This is a genomic window from Streptomyces sp. NBC_01264, from assembly GCF_026340675.1.
GTDB lineage: Bacteria > Actinomycetota > Actinomycetes > Streptomycetales > Streptomycetaceae > Streptomyces.
Genome location: NZ_JAPEOX010000001.1, coordinates 3,770,621 through 3,790,389 on the forward strand (window position 1 = coordinate 3,770,621; position 19,769 = coordinate 3,790,389).

The following is a 19,769-nucleotide window of genomic DNA, read 5'->3' on the forward strand; positions in this document are numbered from 1 at the left end:
TGGCGCCGTGAGATGGCTGGAAAGGCTTGGCCGCCCGGAGTCCCGCGACGACTCGACCGCTCAGGGGGGATGCGACTCGATCGCTGTGCAGGGCAACGTCGGCGAGGTCGTCTGCCGGGCTGTGGGGGGCGACCTCCATCGCGGCGGATCCGCCCTGCTGGTCGTGGCTGCTGCTCAGCCACGACCAGCCGATGGTCTACATCACCGGCCTGGCTCCGGCTCCGCGGGGCTCCGGCCGTGTCTGCGTGGAATGCGGCTAAACGGTGGTGACGACCAGTGTCTGCTGGACGAACGTGATGGCACTCTCGAGCTCGGGGGAAGACGGAGCGGCCAGCACGATCGCGCCCGTCCGATGACCCGAACTCCGCACCGCCAGGACCGTGTCCCCGAGCTCGACCTCCACGCCCGCATGGAGCACCGACGGGTGACTTCGCACCTCGTCCAGACCGGAGATGTCCTTCACCACACCCGGTTCCGAGATGGTGAAGATGCTGGCGGCGTGCCGGAACGGGCCGACCGGCGGTTGGGGCAGCGGCATCCCCACCGCCATCCGGACCACCATCTCGTACCAGTCGATGCCGTACGTGGCACCGAGGAGATCCATCAGATAGTCGCCCGGAGTGCGGACCGCGACCTCGATGGGAACGGGCCCAGCGGCGGAGAGGCGGAACTCCATGTGGACCAAGCCGGTCCGCATCCCCAACGCGCGCAGCACCCGGGCACCGGTATCGGCAACCTGCTGGGCACTCGGTTCCGGCAGTTCTACGCCAGTGCGATGACCCACCTCGACGAACTGGGGCGGTCCGGTGGTTTCCTTGGCGGTGATGTTGGCAAACCACACCTCGCCGTCGAGGACCAGTGCCTCCCAGCTGTACTCCGGGCCGACGATCGCCTCCTCCACGATGACCCGCTCACCGGCGCGGGCCTGCGCCGCGGCACGGAAGCTCTCGGCATCGGTCACCAGTTCCACACCGTCGCTGCCGGCGGAGGACAGCGGCTTGACGATCACCGGCCAGCGCTCGGCGGCCCAGGCCATCTCCTCGGCGAGGGAGTCGGTCACGGTGTACGCCGGCTGAGTGACCCCGGCCGCGGTGAACAGCGCCCTTTGCAGGGCCTTGTTCCGAGAAGCCGTCGCGGCGTGCAGGGACGGCCCGGGGAGACCGAACCGATCCTGGATCATGGCCGCGACGATGACCTGGGGCTCGTTGAAGGCGATGACGCCGTCGAACGGGCCGTTTTCGAGGGCGAGGCAAGCGCCCTCCATCCAGTGCTCGTCGAGCTCGCCCCGGGCCTGCGCCACACTCGCCGTACCCGTCACCTGATCGGCACGGGAGGCCGCCTCGACAGCATGGACGCTCACCCCGAGTCGACCCGCGGCGGCGACGTACGGCCGGCCCATCTGGCCGACCCCGATCAGCATGAGCTTCTTCACAGGGCTCCCTCCAATACGGGCAGCGACGCGTCATGGTGGGACGACCAGGCGCTGTATTCGCCGCGGCGGTACAGCAGCGGGACGCGGGGAAAGACAGCGGTGCCTTCCACCCGGGCGGTGAAGAGCCAATGGTCGTCGACACGGGTGGTGCTGACGATCCGGCACTCGGCGTAGCTCAGGGCGATATCCGTCAAGAGCGGTGCCCCGGCCGCGAGGGCGGAGGGCTCCCAGTCCACGTGCGCGAACTTGTCGGCTGCCTTGCTCGCGAACAGCTCCGATGCGGCCTGGCCTTCCACCGAAAGGAAGTTCACCGCGAACGCCTGGGAGGCGACGATCGCCGGCAGCGTCCGCGAGCCCGCACCCACCGATATCAGTAGCGAGGGCGTCGCTGCCGACACCGCGCACACCGCATTGCTGGTGAAACCGAACGGGGTGCTGTCCGCACCCATCGCAGTCACGATTGCGACCGGGGTGGGAAAGGAACCGAAGAGTTCCCTGAAGCGGTCAGGACTTTCCATCATCGCCCTTCTCTCTGTTTGGCTGACCGTGGTCATAGCGATGGGCGACATGATTCAACATACGGTAGAGATCGCTCGAATGGAGCTGCCCCACCGCATTCTGACGCACCGATCCCCGGAATGGCAGATTCCCGATTTCGCCCCATTTGAGCGCACCTTGATCGTCCAGCACACACGTCGTTCTGTTCTTGTTATCGGCGTGCAGGCAAAAGGGAATGTCGAGCAATCCCAACGCGAAGGCACGGGTCAGCGCCGTGCCGACATCGGCGTCCAGATTGAGGACTCCCTCAATCAAGCATCGGGCTTCTTCCATTATTTCATCGAAGTATTCCTTTTCCTGCGGGCCGGCAGCTGCCCGCGGCCCACCGGCGGCAGCGGATGCCACCCGCAGTGCGTCCAGGTTTTCCGCCACGCTGGGTATCTGCCACGCCTCGGACACCGTTTTCACGATGAGGCGTTCACAGTGCGTATCGCGGGCCAGCCGTGCGCTGCTGCGAATCAGCTCCGTGGCACCGTCAGGAGTGCCTGGAAACAGCCCCATGTAGGTGTAGAGGACGACATGCCACGTGGCCGAAGGAAGATATTCCTGCGCCAATGTCCGCAGCACGCGCACAGCCGCTCTGTCCTGATCGTCGTGCGTCCCCTGGGCGTAGCTCAGCGACATGGACCGCACGCCGTGCTGTGCGAAGAACACTCCTTCGAGCACCGTCATGGCGATCAGCAGCGACGGCGGGCACAACTGCCCCAGCAGGCACCCTCCGAAGCTCTCGATGTGCCCGTGCTCCACCTCGCCGACGAGGTAGCGGCAACTCTCGGCCCACGCCGATACCGCCTGCTCGAGCGGGAGACGGCTGTACGGCAAGCAGTAGGAGACCGGCCCGCCTTCCGTCGTGTCCAGGCCGGCGGCCACCAAGCTCTGGATCACCCGCAGCGGCAGGGCGGTGCCGTGCCGGACCTGAATGGGAAACCCGGGCCCGTACAGTCCGTCGAGCATTTCCCGGGTCTTTTCCATCGGGTGGGAGACGATGGGGTACCCGTTGAGTTCCTCCCCCGCCCTCAGCCGCTCGATCGAGCTCACATGGTCGCCGACACGGGTGTAACTGTCGACGGTGATGGTTCCGACGACGGGGATATCGAGATCGTGTACCTCGCGCAGGCCCGCGCGCATCGCAGCGATGTTGCCGAACCCCATCCGGGGCTGCACCACCAGGGTTTCGCGTCGGCGGGCGTCGGCAATGAACCGATCCATGTAGCCGGCCATGCTATTGGGCCACGGACAGGCTGGCGACGCGTCCGTCCCACGGCGCGACCACCGGCATGCTGGGCTGCCAGGCAGCGAACCCGTAACGGATACCGAAAGCCATGAACTCGCGGAAGCGGTCGATGGCATCCTCACCCAGGAAGACGTCGGTGCAGCCCTGGGAGAGCAGTTCCCGGCGTACCCGGTCATTGTCCGACGGTGCCGTGGTGAGCTTGCCGCCCGCGACACAAGGAACGCTGATGCCGGCTCGCTTGAGCTCCGTCAGCACGACGCTGGTGCCGTAGTAGCCATGACCGTTGACGCTGGAGACCACCAGCAGATCCGGCTGAAATTCGTTGACCTCCTTGACGACCAGGTCCGCGGGCGTGCAGCCGCCTAGATTGCGAACCTCTCCGCCGTTCTCGGCAATGAACTTCTCCAGATAGATGAGGTTCCAGAAATGGGAGTCGGATTCGACAGTGGTCAGCAGGCAGCGAAAGGCTCGGCCTTCCCCAATGCTCATTGTACGGGATTCCTCTTATGTGGAAAGTGCGAAACTGAGCGAACGTATCGTCAAACGAATTGATGGCTGCAGCCGGCGGCTGGACGTGGCCTAACCGTTCAATGCGCGGTGGAAGGAACGCATCGTCAGCGGGAGCAGGACGGCGGCCACCGCACTCAGCGCGATCGCGGAAACCGCGATGAGCGCTTGCGGCCCGAGACTGGTGCCGAGGCCGGCCAGCAGCAGTCCACCGAGCGGCGCCGCCAGGAGATTGATCATGTAGAACGGCCCCATGACCTTGCCCAGATGCTCCGGCGCGATCACCCTGATCCGCTGGGTGCGGTTGTAGACGTTGAAGTAGGTCACCCCGACCATCGCCACGACGAAGGCCGGTCCGTAGATCAGCAGCGACGGCGCGAATCCGAGCACCACCAGACAGGCGCACAGGATGGCGAGTCCGACCACCCCGATCACCCTGACGTCGAAGAAGCGCAGCAGGAACGGGATGGCCAGCAGGTTGGCCAACCCGACGACGCCGATACAGACGTTCAGGAGGGCGAATGCCGATTCCGGGCCGTCGAAGACGTCGGTCACCAAGGCCGCATTGGCGCTGAGCGCCGTACCGAAGACCAGGTTGATCGAGAAGTTCAGGCCGGCCAGCAGGACCAACGGCCTGCTCCTGGCCAGAAGCTTCCAGCCCAGGCCCAGCTCGGCCATGGTTTCCCTCGCGGTGCCGGGCTTCGCGGCCCTCGGACCGCGGGGTATCGGCAGCCAGCAGCAGGCAGCGGCCAGGAACACCGCCGCGGCGACGCCGAGGAGCATGGTCTTGTCGAAGAACATCACGCCCAGCAGCGCGAGCGCGGGGCCGACGGCCATCGCCGAGACCTCCATGCTCTGGACCAGCCCCTGCGTCTTCGGCAGGTCCTTGTCCGAGGCCACTTGTGGCACGACCTTCTCGATCGCCATGTGAACCGGCGCCAGGAGCAGGGCGAGGAGCGCTCCGCAGGTCATCAGGATCGGAGTCTGCCAGTCCGACAGCAGCAGGCAGCCTGCCAGGGCGAGGACGAGAACGACCGACCGGCCGGCGGTGACGACGGAGAACAGCCGGGGACCCCCGTCCCGGTCGGCTATCAACCCCGCGAAGGGATATGCCAGCAACGCCGGAAGCCATTCGATGGCATAGGCGAGGCCCAGGAGGGCGACATCGTTCGTCTTCTGGAAGATGAGCAGGGGAAGGGCGAAGAGCACGACCTGTTCTGCCACAGCGCCCAGCAGGACCCCGGTCAGGAACAGGGGGCGTTGACGGCTGGTGCGCTCCGCCACCGGCGGAATCGGCGTGACGGTCTTTACCGGGGACGACATCTCTTTCCCCTTCACACCGGAAGCAGACTGGTCTCAATACGGAAGTTTTCAATGATGTGCTGAATGTCCGCTTCGACTTGCGCTTCGTCCCCGACGAGGATGTACCGCCCGCTGTGGATCGAGTCGTAACTGCCGTCCGGGTCCAGCACCTCCCCCGGGCTGGGCACGAGTTCGCGCCAGACCGTCGGGACCGAGGACCGCATCGAGGTCCGGTGGAGCACCTTGGCGGGAAGCCGGTCACGCTTGGGAATGATCAGCCAGCCACCGGACGGGTCCGACGTCTTGGCCGGGAGGGAAACGGGCTCTCCGCAGATCGCCTGCAGCCACACCCAGCTCAAGTTGACGCCGAAGAGCCGGTTGATGAGATGCGGCACCTCGGCGCCGCCGACACGCCCGGCGATCTCCAGGAAGACGATCTCTTCGTCCTTGGTCACGAAGAGTTCCAGGTGGATCGCCATCGACCTCATGTCGAGCGCGGCGACACAGACCCGGGCGAACTCTTCGACCCTTTCCCTCAGCGCGGATTCCTGCACGACCACCGAACCGAGCGGTTCTCCCGACGTCTCGAACGCAAGGCAGTCGTTGATGTAGCGGGACACCACCTGGAAGGGCACCCGCGCCTCGTGGTCGGCGAATCCGTCGATGTGGTAGACGGTCCCGTCGATCAGTTCTTCGATCTGGTAGTCGGCGCTGTCGACGCCCGCCAGCCAGGACCGGAGCGACGCTTCGTCCGCCACGCGGTGGACGCCCTTGCTGGCCGCCCCGGCGACCGGCTTGAGGATCAGGGGATAGCCGATGTCCCGGGCGGTCCGTGTGGTCGTCTCCACATCCGCGCAAGGGGCGAACCGAGGCACCCGTACACCGGAGTCGGCGAGGATCTGCTTCATGGTCAGCTTGTTCCGATAGGTACTGACCTCCGCCGGGCGCGGCCCGGGGATCTCCAGTTCCTCTCGGACCTGGGCAGCCACTTCCAGCAGATACTCCGACAGCGCCACCAGCTGATCGACGGGTCCGACGCGGTCGGCTATCCCCCGTACGGCCGCACACACCGCGGCGAGATCTGTCAGATCTTCCAGAACGACGAAATCCGCGATGTGCGAACGGTCGGCAAGGACTCCGGTAGCCCCTTCCGCGTCGACCACATAGCTGATCCGGTGCCGGTCATGGTCGAGATCCTCGAATCGCTCAAGTTCGTTGTCCCAGCGCCGTTCGTCGGAGAACCTGGGCCAGCGGTTGAGCACCACGATGTGCATGGGGATCCATCTTTCAGTGAGTTGAGTTCAGCGGGCTTGAGCGAGCAGTCACGACTGCGACTGCGCGTCACGCTCCAGCTCACGGATGAGGGGCACCACGTGGGTGAAGAAGGTCCTCATTTCCGGCCGGGTCGGCCACCCGGAGAAGATGAACTCGCTGATGCCGGCCTGCTTGTACTCGAAGAGGTAGTCGGCCACCTCCTGGTAGCTACCGACCAGGCACAGCGCCGGGCCTCCGCGATAGGGGACGGCGCCGGTGTAGATGTAGGGCGAGAGCCACTTCTCGGAAGCCTGATCGGCGAGCCGGAAGGAGGACTTCACCGCTTCGGAGTCGACGTTCTTGACGAACTCGCGGATCCACGCCTCGTGTTCGACGTCGGGATCGCCCATCAGCTCGGCGAGTTCGGCCAGCGCCTCCTCGCGGGTCTCCCGGGCGAGGACGTGCATCCGGGTGCCGACCCGGCAGCCCCCCTCGATCAGCGGCAGGCTTGCCTGACGCATCCCTTCCGGGGTGTCGCCGTAACGCATCCAGCAATCGCCGTAGGTGAGGGCGGTCTGCTGCGCCACCTCCGAGGCACCGCTGATGTAGATCTCGGGACGCTTGCCGCCCTTGTAGCCGAGATGCAGTTCCGCGTCCTTGATCGTGTAGTGCTGCCCGTCAAAGGTCTGCGGGACCTCGCCCTCCCAGAATTCCCGGAGGATGTGGAGGAACTCACCCGACCTGGCGTACCGCTGGTCGTGGTCCAGGAAATCTCCGTAGCCGGCCTGCTCGGCCACCGAGATCCCGGCGACCACATTGAGGGAGAGGCGGTCGTCGGACATCCAGGAAAGGGTATTGACGATCTGCGTGAAGAGCGTCGGCGAAAGGAGCCCCGGGCGGTACGCGAGCATGAACTTGACCCGCTCCGTCTGTTGGGTCAGGGCCGCGATGATCGGTACGGGATCCGGCAGGTAGTGCCCGATCCCGAACAGGAGGCTGTCGACGCCGAGTTCCTCGGCCTCCTTGACGAAGTCGGTGATTTCGCCCATGTCCAGGGCGCCCAGCTTGTACTTTTCCGTGGGCTTGGCCTGACCGCCCCCGTCCGTCGGTACGTCCCAATGGATGCGCAGCGGTTCCACTGTCGTTCTCCTCATTCAGAAAGATTTACGGGTTGGTGCCGGCGGAACCGACGAGCAGTCCGCTGTTGGCCGAGCGGGTCTTCGGTGCGAGGCGCGCCGGATCCGTGGAACCGGGCTGCTGATACAGCCGGCCGTGTTCGCGCCGGACGTGGGCGTCCACCTCGTCCAGTGGGACCAGCCACCGCCGGGCGGTGCCGTCCGGTTCGACGACCGACATCAGCCCGGTGCCGTGCACGGCCTCGGCCGTCACCCCGGCGCCGGCCAGGGCTTCGGCCACACCACGCTGGTCACCTGTGAACGCCAGGACGGGCTCGGCGGACGGCACTGTCACGGAGACGAGTGCCGTCTCCCGCATCAGCGCGGCGACCTGGTCGGGGTCGACACCGGTCGCGAGCCGGAAGACCTGGGCCTTGCGGTCACCGACCACCGTGGTCGTGCCCGCCCCCGGACCCACGACGGTTCCCTGGTCGTTGCCCAGGGACCGGCACGCGATGGCGACGCCGTACCGCCTGGCCGCCGCCACCGACCCGCCGAACAGGACCTTGGCCCCGCTGTCCGACATCGCTTCGCACTGCGCGTAGGACAGCTCCGGCATCAGCCGGGCCGCGGGTTCGGTGTAGGGGTCGGTGGTGTACACACCGGGGACATCGGAGTAGATCTCACACTCGGTGACGCCGAGCGCCCCGGCGATGGCGACCGCGGTGAGGTCCGAGCTGTTGCGGCCGAGCATGGTGATGCGGCCATCGGGCCGTACCGCCTGGCCGCCGGCCAGCACGACGACCTGATGCTCGGTCAGCGCCTTCAGCACGGGCGCGGGGTCGATCGTGACGATCTTCGATCGGGTGGCGGTGTCGTCACCGACGATGCCCAGCTGGTGCGCCCAGAGATCGATCGCCGTGCTCCCCTGCGCGTGCAGGGCGGCCCGGAGCAGAGTGGCGCTCAGCATTTCGGCGGTGGCCAGCGCCTGGTCCTGCACCTCCGGCTTCAGGTCCGGATCAACGGCCAACGCCGCCTCGAGCAGACGTCCGGTGGAGCCGGACATCCCGCTCACTACGGCGATCACCCCGGTGTCGCCGTCGTTGGTCATCTCGATCAGATGAGCAGCGACCCGGGCGTAGTCCGCCAGCTCCAGGAAGGACGATCCACCGAACTTGACGACACGCAGGTTCGCGGAGTCACGCGGCATCCTGCACCATCCCCGACGGCGAGTTCGCTGCCTGCGCGCCCTCGGACGTGCGCCTCTTCTCGCCGCCGAGCCCCCATTCGGTGGGCTTCTCCTGGCTCAGAATCGTGAACACCCGGCCGATGGCATCGTTCATGCCCCAGACGTCGGTGTACGCGGGCCACTTGGGGTGGCCGGCGTCGATGTCGTGCTGACGGGCGTACGCCGCGCGGACCCACTCCTTGGTCGAGGGCCGCCGGTGGTGGAAGTCGTGCACAGCGAGATCGCCGGGTACGACGAGGGCCCGAGCCGGGATGTGGTAGAAGGCGAGGCGGGCACCCCATCGGAACCAGGCACCGAACGCGGCGGACAGGCCAAGGCCCGTCGGCGGCAGCGGATCACCGCAGAACCGTCCCCAGGAATGCGACACGTGGAAGGCCCGGCCGCTCAGGCTGCCGTCCTTGGCCTTGAACCAGGCGTGCTCGCTGAGGAACTCCAGCAGCGCGACGACCTGGTACAGCGGGATCATCGGGACGAGCACGGCGACGGTGAACTCCCACCACACCCCTTGCCAGGTCACCACGCCGAGAACGCTCGCCAGGTAGACGAACCCCATGACCCGTCGGTACGGCGCACAGCGGACGAGGTTCTGGGCCAGCCGGGTGTACAGGAACTCGGCATGGAACCGCGGGGACACGATCATCAGGGCCAGCCGGCGCCACAGCGTCCGGGTGGACATCCCGGGCCGGAATCCGAGCACGAGCAGGTGCTGGATGGTGGGATCGGCGAGGGTCGCGAAGGTTTCCTTGCGATGGTGGAGATTGACGTGGTCCTCGTAGTACTGATCCGCGTCGTCGGTGCATACGAGCGTGGACAGCACCTGGTGGATCAGTCGGTCCTGCCGTATCCGACCGGTGAAACGGGTGTGGATGGCGTGGTGCGCGATCACCGTCGAGCACACGCGCGACGCGGACACGGTGATGGCCCAGGACAAGGGCAGCAGTACGAGCGTCCAGAGCGGACCCCCTGCGACGATCCACCAGGCACTGCCGATACCGGCGGCGAGTGCGACGAGGTCGCAGAGCAGGTAGGTGACAGGGTTCAGGCGAACCAGTGGCTGCTGGCCGGGGAGCGCCTTACCGGTGATCCATGTCCAGCCGTGCTGCGTCCACCGTGGGAAGCGCTGATAGGACGCTCTGATCTCTTCCGAACGTATTGAGGATGTTGCCGTCATGCGTGGATCGCTTCCTTCTCTTGACTACCGTCTTGGCGGCCGACGTGGACACCGAGCGCTTCGGCGCTCACTTCGGCGAATGCCGCGCCCAGGATGTTCAGGGCCTCCTGGGCCTCCCCGCGGCTGAGGTTCAGGGGCGGCAGGAACCGGGCGACACAGTCGTCCCGTCCTGCGAGCTCGAAGAGCAGCCCCCGGTGGAGCGCTGCCAGCCGGACCCGGCCGGCGACTTCGCTCGCGGTCCAGCTGCCGACCGGGTTCAGCTCGACACCGAGCATCAGCCCGCGCCCCCGGACCTCGCCGATCATGGGGCCGATGGCGTGGTCCAGCTGCAGCGCGTTCAGGCCCGAACGGAGGAACTCCCCGGTCTCGAGCACATGCGCCAGCACGTCATCGCGCTCGACGATCCGCATGAGGGCGGCACCCGCGGCGAAGGCGAGCTGGTTGCCGCGGAAGGTCCCGGTGTGCGCGCCGGGCGCCCAGCCGTCCAGCCGCTCGTCGTAGATGATGACCGAAGCCGGGTGGCCGCCGCCGAGGGCCTTGGACGAGACGATGACGTCGGGCTCGATCCCGTACTGCTCGAAGGCGTACCACGTACCGGTCCGCCCGCAGCCGGTCTGCACTTCGTCGACCACCAGCGGGATGTTCAGCTCGCGCGTGATCCGGCGAAGCTCAGTGACGAACTCGAGCCGGGCCGGGACCACCCCGCCTTCGCCCTGAACCATCTCGAGCACCACAGCGGCCGGAAGGCGCACACCGCCATTCGGATCGGCCAGCATGTTCTCCAGGTAGCGCATGCAGTTGACCTGGCAGCTCTCCGGGTTCAGAGCCAGCGGGCACTTGAAGCAGTACGAGTACGGGAAGAACGTCGTACCGGGCATCAGATTGTGCAGGTGTTCCTTCGAGCCACGCAGCCCGGTGATCGCAAGCGTGCTCTGCGTGCTGCCGTGAAAGCCCCCGTGGAACGAGATCACATCGGCCCGCCCGGTCGCGGTCTTGCAGAGCTTCAGCGCAGCATCGATTCCGTCCGCACCGGTCGGCCCGCAGAAGTGAATCTTCATTCGGTCCCGGATTGCCTCGGGCAGCATGCCGAGGAGCCGGGTGGAGAACTCCGACTTCGCTTCGGTGGGGAAGTCGAGCATGTGGGAAGCGACATTCAGCTGAGCCTGTGCGGCGGCGATCAGTTCGGGATTGCTGTGGCCGAGAGCAAGCACGCCGGCCCCGGACAGAAAGTCGAGAAACTGGTTTCCGTCGACGTCGTGCAGATAGGAACCCTGTCCGCCGGCGACCGCGATCGGCGTGTGCCGCGGATAGGTACGGGCCGAGGACTCTTCCCGCTCCTGCTGCTCCAGCAACCGCCGCGAAATGGGCCCCGGGAGACTGGTGACAACGGACGCACTCACGAAGAATTCCTTTCGCCCCACTCAGGAGCCTGCTTTGACTGCTTGATGCCCTGGCCGAGAGGGGCGACGCATACGAGGTGGAGCGGGTCGCGGGCCATCCCGACGAGCCGTTCCGCTCTGCTTTCCGCCATCACGGTTCGACGCTGAAGAGGTTCTGGCCGTGTGCCGCCGCCAGCTCCGCCACCCGCGCCTGGAATTCCTGGGAGTCACCAGGACCGCGCCCGTGCTCGAAGCACTCGATGACGCCCTCGCGCCCCAGGTAGGAGACCGGCGGGCGGGAGTGGTCGCCGGGCTTCGCCGTCACATAGAGCGCGCGCTCGACCGGATCGAACCCCTGCGGCTTGTGTACGCCGGTGATCGTGCCGCCGGCGGCCTTCAGGAAGCCGGTCGCCGCGATCCCTCGGGGCGTGTCGGGGATCTGCGGCAGCTCTTCGATCGTCCGGCGGTACGTCGCGATGTGCAGGTCGTACGGGCTGAAGCCGTAGACCCGGTCGATCAGGTCCATGATGCCGTCGCCGCCAGGACGGGCCCCGACCTCGACCACGCTCAACTCGTCCCCGTTGACCAGGATTTCGACGTGCGCGATGCCGCGGTCGATGTGGAGCGCCTCGCATGCCTTGAGCGCGAGCTCGCGCAGTGCGGCGTTGCCGGTCTCCCGGCTCGGCACCAGCTGGCCGGTCTCGGCGAAGTACGGGGGTGCGCTCTTGTTCTTGTCGGTGACGGCCAGGACCGCGCGGCTGCCCTCGTAGTTGATGACCTCGACGGAGACCTCGTGCGTCGAGACGAAGAACTCCTCCACCTGGAAGCGTCCGTCACTGAGATCGAAGGTCCCGGCGACCTCCATGAGCGAGGAACGGCAGTGCTCGTAGGCGTCGTCGAGTTCGTCAGCCGAGTTGACCCTGATGATCCCGACGCTCCCGGCGAAGTCCCTCGGCTTCAGGACCAGGGGGAACTCCAGCTCCGCGGCTATTGCTCGCAGCTCCTCGGCGGTGGAGAACAGCCGGTGCCGAGCACAGGAAACACCGGCTTCTTCGAATGCCACCTTCATCGTGTGCTTGTCCCGCGAGAGCCGGAGCGCTTCGTCGGAGAGCGCAGGCAGCCCGTAGTGGTGGGCAATCGCCACGGAGGCGTGCAGGTTCATCTCGTAAATGGGGACCACCGCGTCCGGCTTCAGGCCGGTCTCCCGCTCGAATTCCTCCACTGCCTTCAGCGCGTCCTTGGCCTTGTAGCTACTGGCCGGGAGGATGTGGTCGAAATACCGGATCGCACCGGAAACGGGATCCTCCGTCATACCGATCACCGGGCCGGGATAGGCACGCAGGGCGGAAACGATGGCTCGCTCACGCAACATCAGATCGGCACCGAGCAGCAGGAGGTACCGGTCCCCGTTAGCGTGGGCACGCTGCAAACTGAACATGGACTTCCTTAGCACGTCGTCACCTTGATGTGCTGAGGTTCGCAGTGGTGGTTCCCGAACCGTTCCCCCTCCGGTACTGAGCTTTGAAATTCACCCTCGCAGGTCACCTGACCTGCTGGTTTACGGTTCTTCCCGGGACAGGCGGCACGGCCTTGTACGCCACGGTCACCGCGGCCCAGGTGCGGGAGGTCGTCGACCGCCTGATCGCCCCGCGAGCGGGTGGCGCCCCGGCGACCCGGACCGGATCTGGCGGACCTTTCTGCGCCGATTCGACCTGCAACACACATATGGGCTACTCGAAGGCATCCTCGGCTGGACCGCCTCATCCCCGGGCCCGCACCCGGCTCCGCCTAGCCCGGGTCCGCCAAGGGCTTCGCCGCGTCCACGTGTAAACGCTCAATGAACGGCGCGGCAAGTGGCTTTTGATCCCAAACCATGCCTTTGACCTTGGGTTATTCTGCATGGGTGGGCGAAAGAGGAACGATGACAGGCACAGGCTCGGGAAAGGATGGGTTTCCGTCCGCACAGGAACCCCGGTTCCTTGTACTCGGCTCGCTCGAGGTATGGGCCAGCGGCGTACGAGTGCGTCTCGGCGGAACCATCCAGGAGCGAGTGCTGGCCACCCTGCTCCTCGAACCCGGGCGGGTAGTACCGATTGCCAGACTGGTTGAGGCCGCCTGGGAGGAGGACCCTCCCGCGACTGCGTCGCACCAGGTGCGCAAGGCTGTCGCCGATCTCCGCCGACGCCTGCCGTCCGGTGGAAAGATGATCAGCACGGACGGCCCGGGCTACCGGGTGATCACGTGCGTCAGCCAACTTGATCTTCTCGATTTCAACGCACGGATCCAGACAGCGGCACAAGCCGTGGGCGTCGGGAGGCTCAACGACGCCTGCGCGGAGCTGCAGGGCGCTCTCGATCTGTGGCGGGGACCCGTCCTCGCGGGTGAGGGCGGCCCGGTGATCGGCCGCACGGCAACCGCGCTGGAGGAGCGCCGTCTCGCCGCGGCCGAACAACTCCACGAACTGCGCCTCGAGCTCGGCGCAAGCAGCGAGCTCGTCGCGAGTCTGCGGGCACTCGTCGATGCACACCCCTTGCGTGAGACGCTGCGCGGCCAGCTCATGCTCGCCCTGTACCGCTCGGGACGACAGGCGGACGCCCTGGCGGAGTACGGGAAGGTACGCGAGCTGCTCGCCGACGAGCTCGGCATCGATCCGGGATCCCGACTGGTCAAGCTGTACGAGGGGATCCTGCGCGAGAGTCCGGAGCTGACAGCCCCGCAGGGCGAGCCGCCCGCCGCTGCCTCCGCGATGCCGGCTGAGCAACGCGGTCCGGTTTCCACACTGCCGTATGCGCTGCCGGATTTCACCGGCCGGGACAAGGAGCTGGCGATCCTGCTCAGCCGGGTCCGGGCCGAGAGACTGCCGGGCGAGCACGGCGCCCGGGTCGCAGCCATCGACGGGATGGGCGGCGCGGGCAAGACCTCCTTGGCCGTACGCGCCGCTCACATGCTGACCGAGGAGTTCCCCGACGGGCAACTCTATGTGGACCTGCGCGGGTTCACCCCCGGTGAGCAGCTCCCCGTACCGGCATCGACAGCACTGGACATCCTGCTGCGCGCGATCGGTACGCCGAGCGAGCACATCCCCGAGGACCTGCCCGGCCGCACCGTCACCTGGGGGTCTGCACTGGCGGGGCGCCGGATGCTGCTCCTCCTCGACAACGCCTCCGACGCCGCTCAGATCCAGCCGCTGCTGGCGGCTCCCCCCGGCTGCCTCGTGCTCATCACCAGCCGGGTGCGGTTGCTCGACCTCGACGGCATCGAGTGGATCTCCCTGGGACTGATGCCACCCGAGGACAGTGCCACGCTGGTGGCGCGGACGCTGGGCCCGGCCCGTGTGGAAGCCGAACCGGAGGCGGCCACCGAGCTCGCCGAGCTGTGCGGCCATCTCCCCCTGGCGCTGCGCATCGCCACCGCACGGCTGCGCAACCGGCCCCGGTGGACCGTGCGGCATCTCGTCGAGCGCCTGCAGGACGAGAGCCGCCGGATGGACGAGCTGAGCTCAGGCGAACGCAGCGTCGCAGCGACACTTCAGTTGTCATATCTGGCCATGGACAACAGGCACCGTGCCGCGTTCCGCGCCCTCGGGTTGCACCCCGGTGATGGCGTCGACGCACACTCGGCGGCCGCGCTGCTCGACACCGGTGTCCGGGATGCCGAGGACATTCTGGAGCTTCTGCTCGACGTACATCTGCTCCAACAGCCCGGATTGGGCGAGTACACCTTCCACGACCTCGTACGCAGCTTCGCCCAGAGCCAGCACGGACCGATGACGGAGCAGACCGACGCGGACGCCGTCGAGCGGCTGCTCAACTACTACCTGACCGCCACCAACGTCGCCTGCGACGTGCTGTTCCCAGGCCGTGCCGCCCGCTCGACCGGGATCCCCCGGTATCAGGGAGAGCTCCCGAAACTGGCGGACGAGAAGACCGTCAGCCTCTGGTTCCGTCGCGAACACCAGCGACTGCTGGCGGTCGTGGACCTGTCCGACCGGCTCGGCTACGACCGGCATACTGGCTGGTTGGTCCGCGACCTGGTCTTCCATCTGAACGCGGGTGGGTACTTCGAAGAGTTCCGGGCACTCGGCCGCCTCGCGGTCCAAGCCGCGCGCCGGCTCGACGATCCGGTCCTGTTGAGCATCAGCCTGGCCAGTCTTGGCGCCGCTTGCTGGAAGCTCGGCTACTTCGAGGAGGGCATCAACGTCGCCCGGGAGGGACGCGAGATCGCGGTACGCCTCGGCGACCGTGACGCCGAGGCGAACAGTGAGTCCACTCTCGGGCTGCTCCAGTCGATGCTGGGGCGGTACAACAAGGCCCTTCCCCTCTTGGAGCACGCGGTCGAACTCGCCAGGGAACTCGGCACTGCCCGCGTCGAAGCGGAGACCCAGACGATTCTCAGCTCGCTGTACGCACGATGGGGCCGCTATCCCGAGGCTGCGGCGTCCGCCCTCCAGGCCCTTGAGCTGGAGCGGGACACCGCGAACTCGGTCAACGAGACCATGGCTCTGGCCGATCTGGCCTTCGCCCAGCTGGGCATGGGTCAGTACGTCGATGCCGAGGCGACTCTGAGGCGGGCCCGCGAGTTGTGTGACGAGAGCGCGCCGCAGGGCGATGTCGCCCTGGTGCTGGCTCTGTCCGCCGAGGTGGCGCACCGTCTGGGCTACAGTCACGCGGCGTCCGAGCTCGCGGACCGTGCGCAGATCCTCGCACGGTCCGGTGGTACGCCGGTCCGCCAGGCGAAGGCCGAGAACGTCCTCGGTCGGCTGCATACCGCACAAGGGCAGTACGCATCGGCGACGGCGTTGCACGCCCACGCGCTCGAGGTCGCCTCGGCCATCCAATTCCGCTCCGAGCAGGCGTCCGCGTACCTGGGTCTGGCCCGAGCGGCCGAGGGACTCGGCGACGGCGCGACGGCTGGAAAGAGCCATCTGGCAGCAGCCGAGTTGTTCGACCTCATGGAGATTCCGGAGGCCGGCCGCAGTCATTGAGGACGGCGGCGCGGACCTTACGGCTTGGGGCTCGCCGGCCCCTTGTCTTCCGCGAGGATCTGCTGCTGGGCCGACTGGCCGGTTGCGGCGGCCTGCACGGTCGCACCGATCCCGAGCGCCAGGACGGCAGCCGCGATGATTCCGGTCAGTCTGATCAGCTTGGTGTTCATGGTTCGTCCCCCTGTGGTGATTCGAGCGGACAAGGCGCCGTGTGGCGCGCATCCGTGTTCGACATCCATGAAGATGTCACAGGCCGATACCGGAACGTTCCCGCCTGCATACCTTGGAGGGAAGCACCTGCTTGAGGGTTCCCCGGGATGCTCAAAGAACCTGATGGTGGTCTGGTTCCGGCCGGTCACGGTGAACCGCCCCGGATTCGGTGAGGACATGCTAAGGCCCTCGTGCCGGACGGCTCCGGCTCCGGCCGGCTACAGCAGGCCCGCCGCCCCCAGCAGGTACGCGACCATCGGGTCGTAGAACCGCGGATCCCGCACGTGGTCGTCCAGCGGCACCGCCACCTGGAGCGTCCCCTCCGCCTCCGCCAGGAACAGCGCCGGGTCGTTGCAGTCGGCGTACCCCACCGCGTCCAGCCCGCGCTGCGCCGCGCACCCCGCCCAGCCGTGGTCGGCGACGACCAGGTCGGGCTGGGGGCGGCCATGAGCCGCCAGCGCGTCCAGGATCGCCGCCATCGGCTCCGGCGAGTGGGTGTGCCACAGCGTCGCGCCCCGCTCCAGCACCGCGACGTCCGCGAACTGCCACACCGAGCCCTCGTCGGCGACCAGCCCCGGCGGGATCACCACGATCTCGCAGCCCGCGGAGCGCAACGCGTCAGCCGTCGCCCGGTGCACGTCCAGCAGCCCGCCCGGGTGCCCGGTGGCCAGCAGCACGCTCTGCCGGTCCAGCGCGGCCTTGCGCAGCCGCGCGGCCATCCGGTCCAGGGCGGACACGGTGAGCTCCGGGTCGATGGTGTCCTGGCCGACGCGGTGCGCGGGGTCGTCCACGACACCGCAGCGTTCCGCCATCACCGCGAGGACGTCCTGCTCGTCCGTCCAGCGGTCGCCCAGCTCCAGGCCCAGCCAGTAGTGCCGGTCACCGTTGGCGAGCTTGCGGTAGTGGGAGAGGTTGTTGTCGCGCGGAGTGGCGACGTCCCCCGCGATCCGCGTGCGGACCAGGTGGTCGATGAGTTCGGCTCGACTGGGAACAGCTATCGGCTTCGGCATGCGGCCCATTCTGCCGCCGAGCCCCCGGAGCCGTCCCGTCCATCCCGACCTGCGGACGCGGCCGGTCATCCCGACAGCGCCCCGAAGGCCCCGTTCGCGAGCCGCCTCAGCAGCGACTCCGTGGCGTCCCGGCCGAGCGCCGCGAGGTGCGGGGTGGAGTTGAGCAGGCCGAAGACCGCGTGCACGGAGACGCGTACCTCCGCCTCGCCCACCTCGGGGTGCAGCTCCCGTACGACGTCGACCCACAGCTCGACGTACTTGCGCTGCAGCTGCCGTACGAGCTTGCGGTCGGCCTCGCGCAGCCGGTCCAGCTCCCGGTCGTGGAGGGTGATCAGCGCCCGGTCGTCGAGCGCGAAGTCGATGTGGCCGTCGATGAGGGAGGCCAGTACGCCGGACGGGTCACCGGCGGCCTCCTCCACCCGGCGGCGGCCGCCCGTGAGCAGCCGCTCGCTGATGCCGACGAGCAGCTCGGCGAGCATCGCGTCCTTGCCCGCGAAATGCCGGTACAGGCCGGGGCCGCTGATGCCCACCGCGGCCCCTATCTCGTCCACGCCCACGCCGTGGAAACCGCGCTCGGCGAAGAGGCGCGCAGCCTCGCCGAGGATCTGCTCGCGCCGGGTCGGGGCGGCTGCTCTGGTGCTCATGGGAATCCATTCTAGACAGGGCCGTTAGCGGTCGTTAACCTAAGTCCCACATGCGTTAACGCTCACTAACAAGAGCGCACCGAGCAAGGGAGCTCGACCGATGCAGCAGGCACCAGTGCTGACGAGCGCCGCCGATCCGGCGTCCGACGCCTGGCGGGCCAACGAGGCCGCCCACCGCGAGCTCTCCGAGGGCCTGCGGGCCCGGCTGGAGGCGGCCCGGCTCGGCGGCGGAGAGAAGGCCCGCGCCCGCCACACCGCCCGCGGGAAGCTGCTGCCGCGCGACCGCGTGGACGCCCTCCTCGACCCCGGATCCCCCTTCCTGGAGCTGGCCCCGCTGGCCGCCGAGGGAATGTACGGGGGCGCGGCCCCGGCCGCCGGGGTGATCGCCGGCATCGGCCGGGTCAGCGGCCGCGAGTGCGTCATCGTCGCGAACGACGCCACCGTCAAGGGCGGCACGTACTACCCGATGACCGTGAAGAAGCACCTGCGCGCCCAGGAGGTGGCTCTGGAGAATCGTCTCCCCTGCCTCTACCTGGTCGACTCGGGCGGCGCCTTCCTCCCCATGCAGGACGAGGTCTTCCCCGACCGGGACCACTTCGGCCGCATCTTCTACAACCAGGCCCGCATGTCGGGGGCCGGCATCCCGCAGATCGCCGCCGTCCTCGGCTCCTGCACGGCGGGCGGCGCGTACGTCCCGGCGATGAGCGACGAGGCCGTCATCGTCCGCGGCCAGGGCACGATCTTCCTCGGCGGCCCGCCGCTGGTGAAGGCCGCCACCGGCGAGGTGGTCACGGCCGAGGAGCTGGGCGGCGGCGAGGTCCACTCCCGGATCTCCGGGGTCACCGACCACCTCGCGGAGGACGACGCCCACGCGCTGCGGATCGTACGGAACATCGTGGCGACCCTGCCCGAGCGCGGGGCCCTGCCCTGGTCGGTCGAGGCTCCCGAGGAGCCCAAGGTGGACCCGTACGGGCTGTACGGCGCGGTGCCGGTCGACTCCCGCACCCCCTACGACGCCCGCGAGATCATCGCCCGGATCGTGGACGGCTCCCGCTTCCAGGAGTTCAAGGCCGAGTTCGGGCAGACCCTGGTCGCCGGCTTCGCCCGGATCCACGGCCATCCGGTCGGGATCGTCGCCAACAACGGCATCCTGTTCTCCGAATCCGCCCAGAAGGGCGCGCACTTCATCGAGCTGTGCGACCAGCGCGGCATCCCGCTGCTCTTCCTCCAGAACATCTCCGGCTTCATGGTCGGCCGGGACTACGAGGCGGGCGGCATCGCCAAACACGGCGCCAAGATGGTCACGGCCGTGGCCTGCACCCGGGTCCCCAAGTTCACCGTGGTGGTCGGCGGCTCGTACGGCGCGGGCAACTACTCGATGTGCGGTCGGGCCTACAGCCCCCGCTTCCTGTGGATGTGGCCCAACGCCAAGATCTCCGTGATGGGCGGCGAGCAGGCGGCCTCGGTCCTGGCGACGGTCAAACGCGACCAGATCGAGGGCGCGGGCCAGGAGTGGCCGGCCGAGGACGAGGAGGCCTTCAAGGCCCCGGTCCGGGCGCAGTACGAGGAACAGGGCAACGCCTACTACGCCACGGCGCGCCTGTGGGACGACGGGGTCATCGACCCGATGGAGACCCGGCAGGTGCTGGGACTGGCCCTGACCGCGTGCGCGAACGCCCCGCTGGGCGACCGCGGCTTCGGCATCTTCCGTATGTGACGT

Annotated in this window: 16 protein-coding genes; 2 read left to right on the forward strand and 14 right to left on the reverse strand. The window is 67.8% G+C overall.

Annotation, left to right across the window (positions count from 1 at the left end):
- Window positions 1-256 precede the first annotated feature (256 nt).
- The 11 genes from OG435_RS17405 to OG435_RS17455 all read right to left on the reverse strand — a co-directional run bounded on the left by OG435_RS17405 (window position 257) and on the right by OG435_RS17455 (window position 12,639).
- Window positions 257-1,432 carry an ATP-grasp domain-containing protein gene (locus OG435_RS17405; protein ID WP_266877763.1) on the reverse strand — a complete coding sequence of 392 codons (1,176 nt, stop codon included), beginning with the start codon at window positions 1,430-1,432 and terminating at the stop codon, window positions 257-259.
- Window positions 1,429-2,001 carry a flavin reductase family protein gene (locus OG435_RS17410; RefSeq protein ID WP_266877764.1) on the reverse strand — a complete coding sequence of 191 codons (573 nt, stop codon included), beginning with the start codon at window positions 1,999-2,001 and terminating at the stop codon, window positions 1,429-1,431. Before OG435_RS17410 ends, OG435_RS17405 begins: the two co-directional genes overlap by 4 nt.
- Window positions 1,937-3,211 carry a methylaspartate mutase gene (locus OG435_RS17415; protein WP_266877765.1) on the reverse strand — a complete coding sequence of 425 codons (1,275 nt, stop codon included), beginning with the start codon at window positions 3,209-3,211 and terminating at the stop codon, window positions 1,937-1,939. Before OG435_RS17415 ends, OG435_RS17410 begins: the two co-directional genes overlap by 65 nt.
- A 1-nt stretch (window position 3,212) precedes the next feature.
- On the reverse strand, window positions 3,213-3,713 hold the full coding sequence (locus OG435_RS17420; RefSeq protein ID WP_266877766.1) for a cobalamin-dependent protein: 501 nt from the start codon (window positions 3,711-3,713) through the stop codon (window positions 3,213-3,215).
- 90 nt (window positions 3,714-3,803) lie between these two features.
- Window positions 3,804-5,054: an MFS transporter gene (locus OG435_RS17425; RefSeq protein WP_266877767.1), complete on the reverse strand. Its 1,251-nt coding sequence runs from the start codon at window positions 5,052-5,054 to the stop codon at window positions 3,804-3,806.
- An 11-nt stretch (window positions 5,055-5,065) separates the two neighbouring features.
- Window positions 5,066-6,307 (reverse strand): ATP-grasp domain-containing protein, encoded by a 1,242-nt coding sequence (locus OG435_RS17430; RefSeq protein WP_266877768.1) that lies wholly within the window; start codon window positions 6,305-6,307, stop codon window positions 5,066-5,068.
- A gap of 48 nt (window positions 6,308-6,355) precedes the next feature.
- Complete coding sequence (locus OG435_RS17435) at window positions 6,356-7,441, reverse strand: LLM class flavin-dependent oxidoreductase (protein WP_266877769.1); 1,086 nt, start codon at window positions 7,439-7,441, stop codon at window positions 6,356-6,358.
- Window positions 7,442-7,451: 10 nt separating this feature from the next.
- Window positions 7,452-8,612, reverse strand: a complete 1,161-nt coding sequence (locus OG435_RS17440; protein ID WP_266877770.1) for a hypothetical protein — start codon at window positions 8,610-8,612, stop codon at window positions 7,452-7,454.
- Window positions 8,602-9,822, reverse strand: coding sequence for a hypothetical protein (locus tag OG435_RS17445; RefSeq protein ID WP_266877771.1), 1,221 nt, complete (start codon window positions 9,820-9,822; stop codon window positions 8,602-8,604). Before OG435_RS17445 ends, OG435_RS17440 begins: the two co-directional genes overlap by 11 nt.
- Window positions 9,819-11,222 (reverse strand): diaminobutyrate--2-oxoglutarate transaminase family protein, encoded by a 1,404-nt coding sequence (locus tag OG435_RS17450; protein WP_266877772.1) that lies wholly within the window; start codon window positions 11,220-11,222, stop codon window positions 9,819-9,821. Before OG435_RS17450 ends, OG435_RS17445 begins: the two co-directional genes overlap by 4 nt.
- A 130-nt stretch (window positions 11,223-11,352) precedes the next feature.
- Window positions 11,353-12,639 carry an ATP-grasp domain-containing protein gene (locus tag OG435_RS17455; protein WP_266877773.1) on the reverse strand — a complete coding sequence of 429 codons (1,287 nt, stop codon included), beginning with the start codon at window positions 12,637-12,639 and terminating at the stop codon, window positions 11,353-11,355.
- 483 nt (window positions 12,640-13,122) lie between these two features.
- On the opposite strand from OG435_RS17455, the gene OG435_RS17460 reads away from it, so the two are divergent.
- Window positions 13,123-16,185 (forward strand): AfsR/SARP family transcriptional regulator, encoded by a 3,063-nt coding sequence (locus OG435_RS17460; protein WP_266881816.1) that lies wholly within the window; start codon window positions 13,123-13,125, stop codon window positions 16,183-16,185.
- 17 nt (window positions 16,186-16,202) lie between these two features.
- On the opposite strand, the gene OG435_RS17465 is transcribed toward OG435_RS17460, so the two are convergent.
- The 3 genes from OG435_RS17465 to OG435_RS17475 all read right to left on the reverse strand — a co-directional run bounded on the left by OG435_RS17465 (window position 16,203) and on the right by OG435_RS17475 (window position 18,049).
- Window positions 16,203-16,355 (reverse strand): hypothetical protein, encoded by a 153-nt coding sequence (locus OG435_RS17465; RefSeq protein WP_266877774.1) that lies wholly within the window; start codon window positions 16,353-16,355, stop codon window positions 16,203-16,205.
- 258 nt (window positions 16,356-16,613) lie between these two features.
- Window positions 16,614-17,393: a phosphatase gene (locus tag OG435_RS17470; RefSeq protein ID WP_266881818.1), complete on the reverse strand. Its 780-nt coding sequence runs from the start codon at window positions 17,391-17,393 to the stop codon at window positions 16,614-16,616.
- A 77-nt stretch (window positions 17,394-17,470) separates the two neighbouring features.
- On the reverse strand, window positions 17,471-18,049 hold the full coding sequence (locus tag OG435_RS17475; RefSeq protein ID WP_243337072.1) for an SACE_7040 family transcriptional regulator: 579 nt from the start codon (window positions 18,047-18,049) through the stop codon (window positions 17,471-17,473).
- 100 nt (window positions 18,050-18,149) lie between these two features.
- On the opposite strand from OG435_RS17475, the gene OG435_RS17480 reads away from it, so the two are divergent.
- A complete protein-coding gene (locus OG435_RS17480; protein ID WP_266877775.1) occupies window positions 18,150-19,766 on the forward strand; it encodes a carboxyl transferase domain-containing protein in 1,617 nt (538 codons plus the stop codon).
- Window positions 19,767-19,769: the final 3 nt, after the last annotated feature.

Coding starts and splice junctions, on each gene's coding strand:
- OG435_RS17460 (WP_266881816.1), top strand. CDS start 13,123: ATGACAGGCACAGGCTCGGGAAAGGATGGGTTTCCGTCCGCACAGGAA.
- OG435_RS17440 (WP_266877770.1), bottom strand. CDS start 8,612: ATGCCGCGTGACTCCGCGAACCTGCGTGTCGTCAAGTTCGGTGGATCG.
- OG435_RS17410 (WP_266877764.1), bottom strand. CDS start 2,001: ATGTCGCCCATCGCTATGACCACGGTCAGCCAAACAGAGAGAAGGGCG.
- OG435_RS17455 (WP_266877773.1), bottom strand. CDS start 12,639: ATGTTCAGTTTGCAGCGTGCCCACGCTAACGGGGACCGGTACCTCCTG.
- OG435_RS17445 (WP_266877771.1), bottom strand. CDS start 9,822: ATGACGGCAACATCCTCAATACGTTCGGAAGAGATCAGAGCGTCCTAT.
- OG435_RS17480 (WP_266877775.1), top strand. CDS start 18,150: ATGCAGCAGGCACCAGTGCTGACGAGCGCCGCCGATCCGGCGTCCGAC.
- OG435_RS17435 (WP_266877769.1), bottom strand. CDS start 7,441: ATGAGGAGAACGACAGTGGAACCGCTGCGCATCCATTGGGACGTACCG.
- OG435_RS17415 (WP_266877765.1), bottom strand. CDS start 3,211: ATGGCCGGCTACATGGATCGGTTCATTGCCGACGCCCGCCGACGCGAA.
- OG435_RS17475 (WP_243337072.1), bottom strand. CDS start 18,049: ATGAGCACCAGAGCAGCCGCCCCGACCCGGCGCGAGCAGATCCTCGGC.
- OG435_RS17425 (WP_266877767.1), bottom strand. CDS start 5,054: ATGTCGTCCCCGGTAAAGACCGTCACGCCGATTCCGCCGGTGGCGGAG.
- OG435_RS17420 (WP_266877766.1), bottom strand. CDS start 3,713: ATGAGCATTGGGGAAGGCCGAGCCTTTCGCTGCCTGCTGACCACTGTC.
- OG435_RS17430 (WP_266877768.1), bottom strand. CDS start 6,307: ATGCACATCGTGGTGCTCAACCGCTGGCCCAGGTTCTCCGACGAACGG.
- OG435_RS17465 (WP_266877774.1), bottom strand. CDS start 16,355: ATGAACACCAAGCTGATCAGACTGACCGGAATCATCGCGGCTGCCGTC.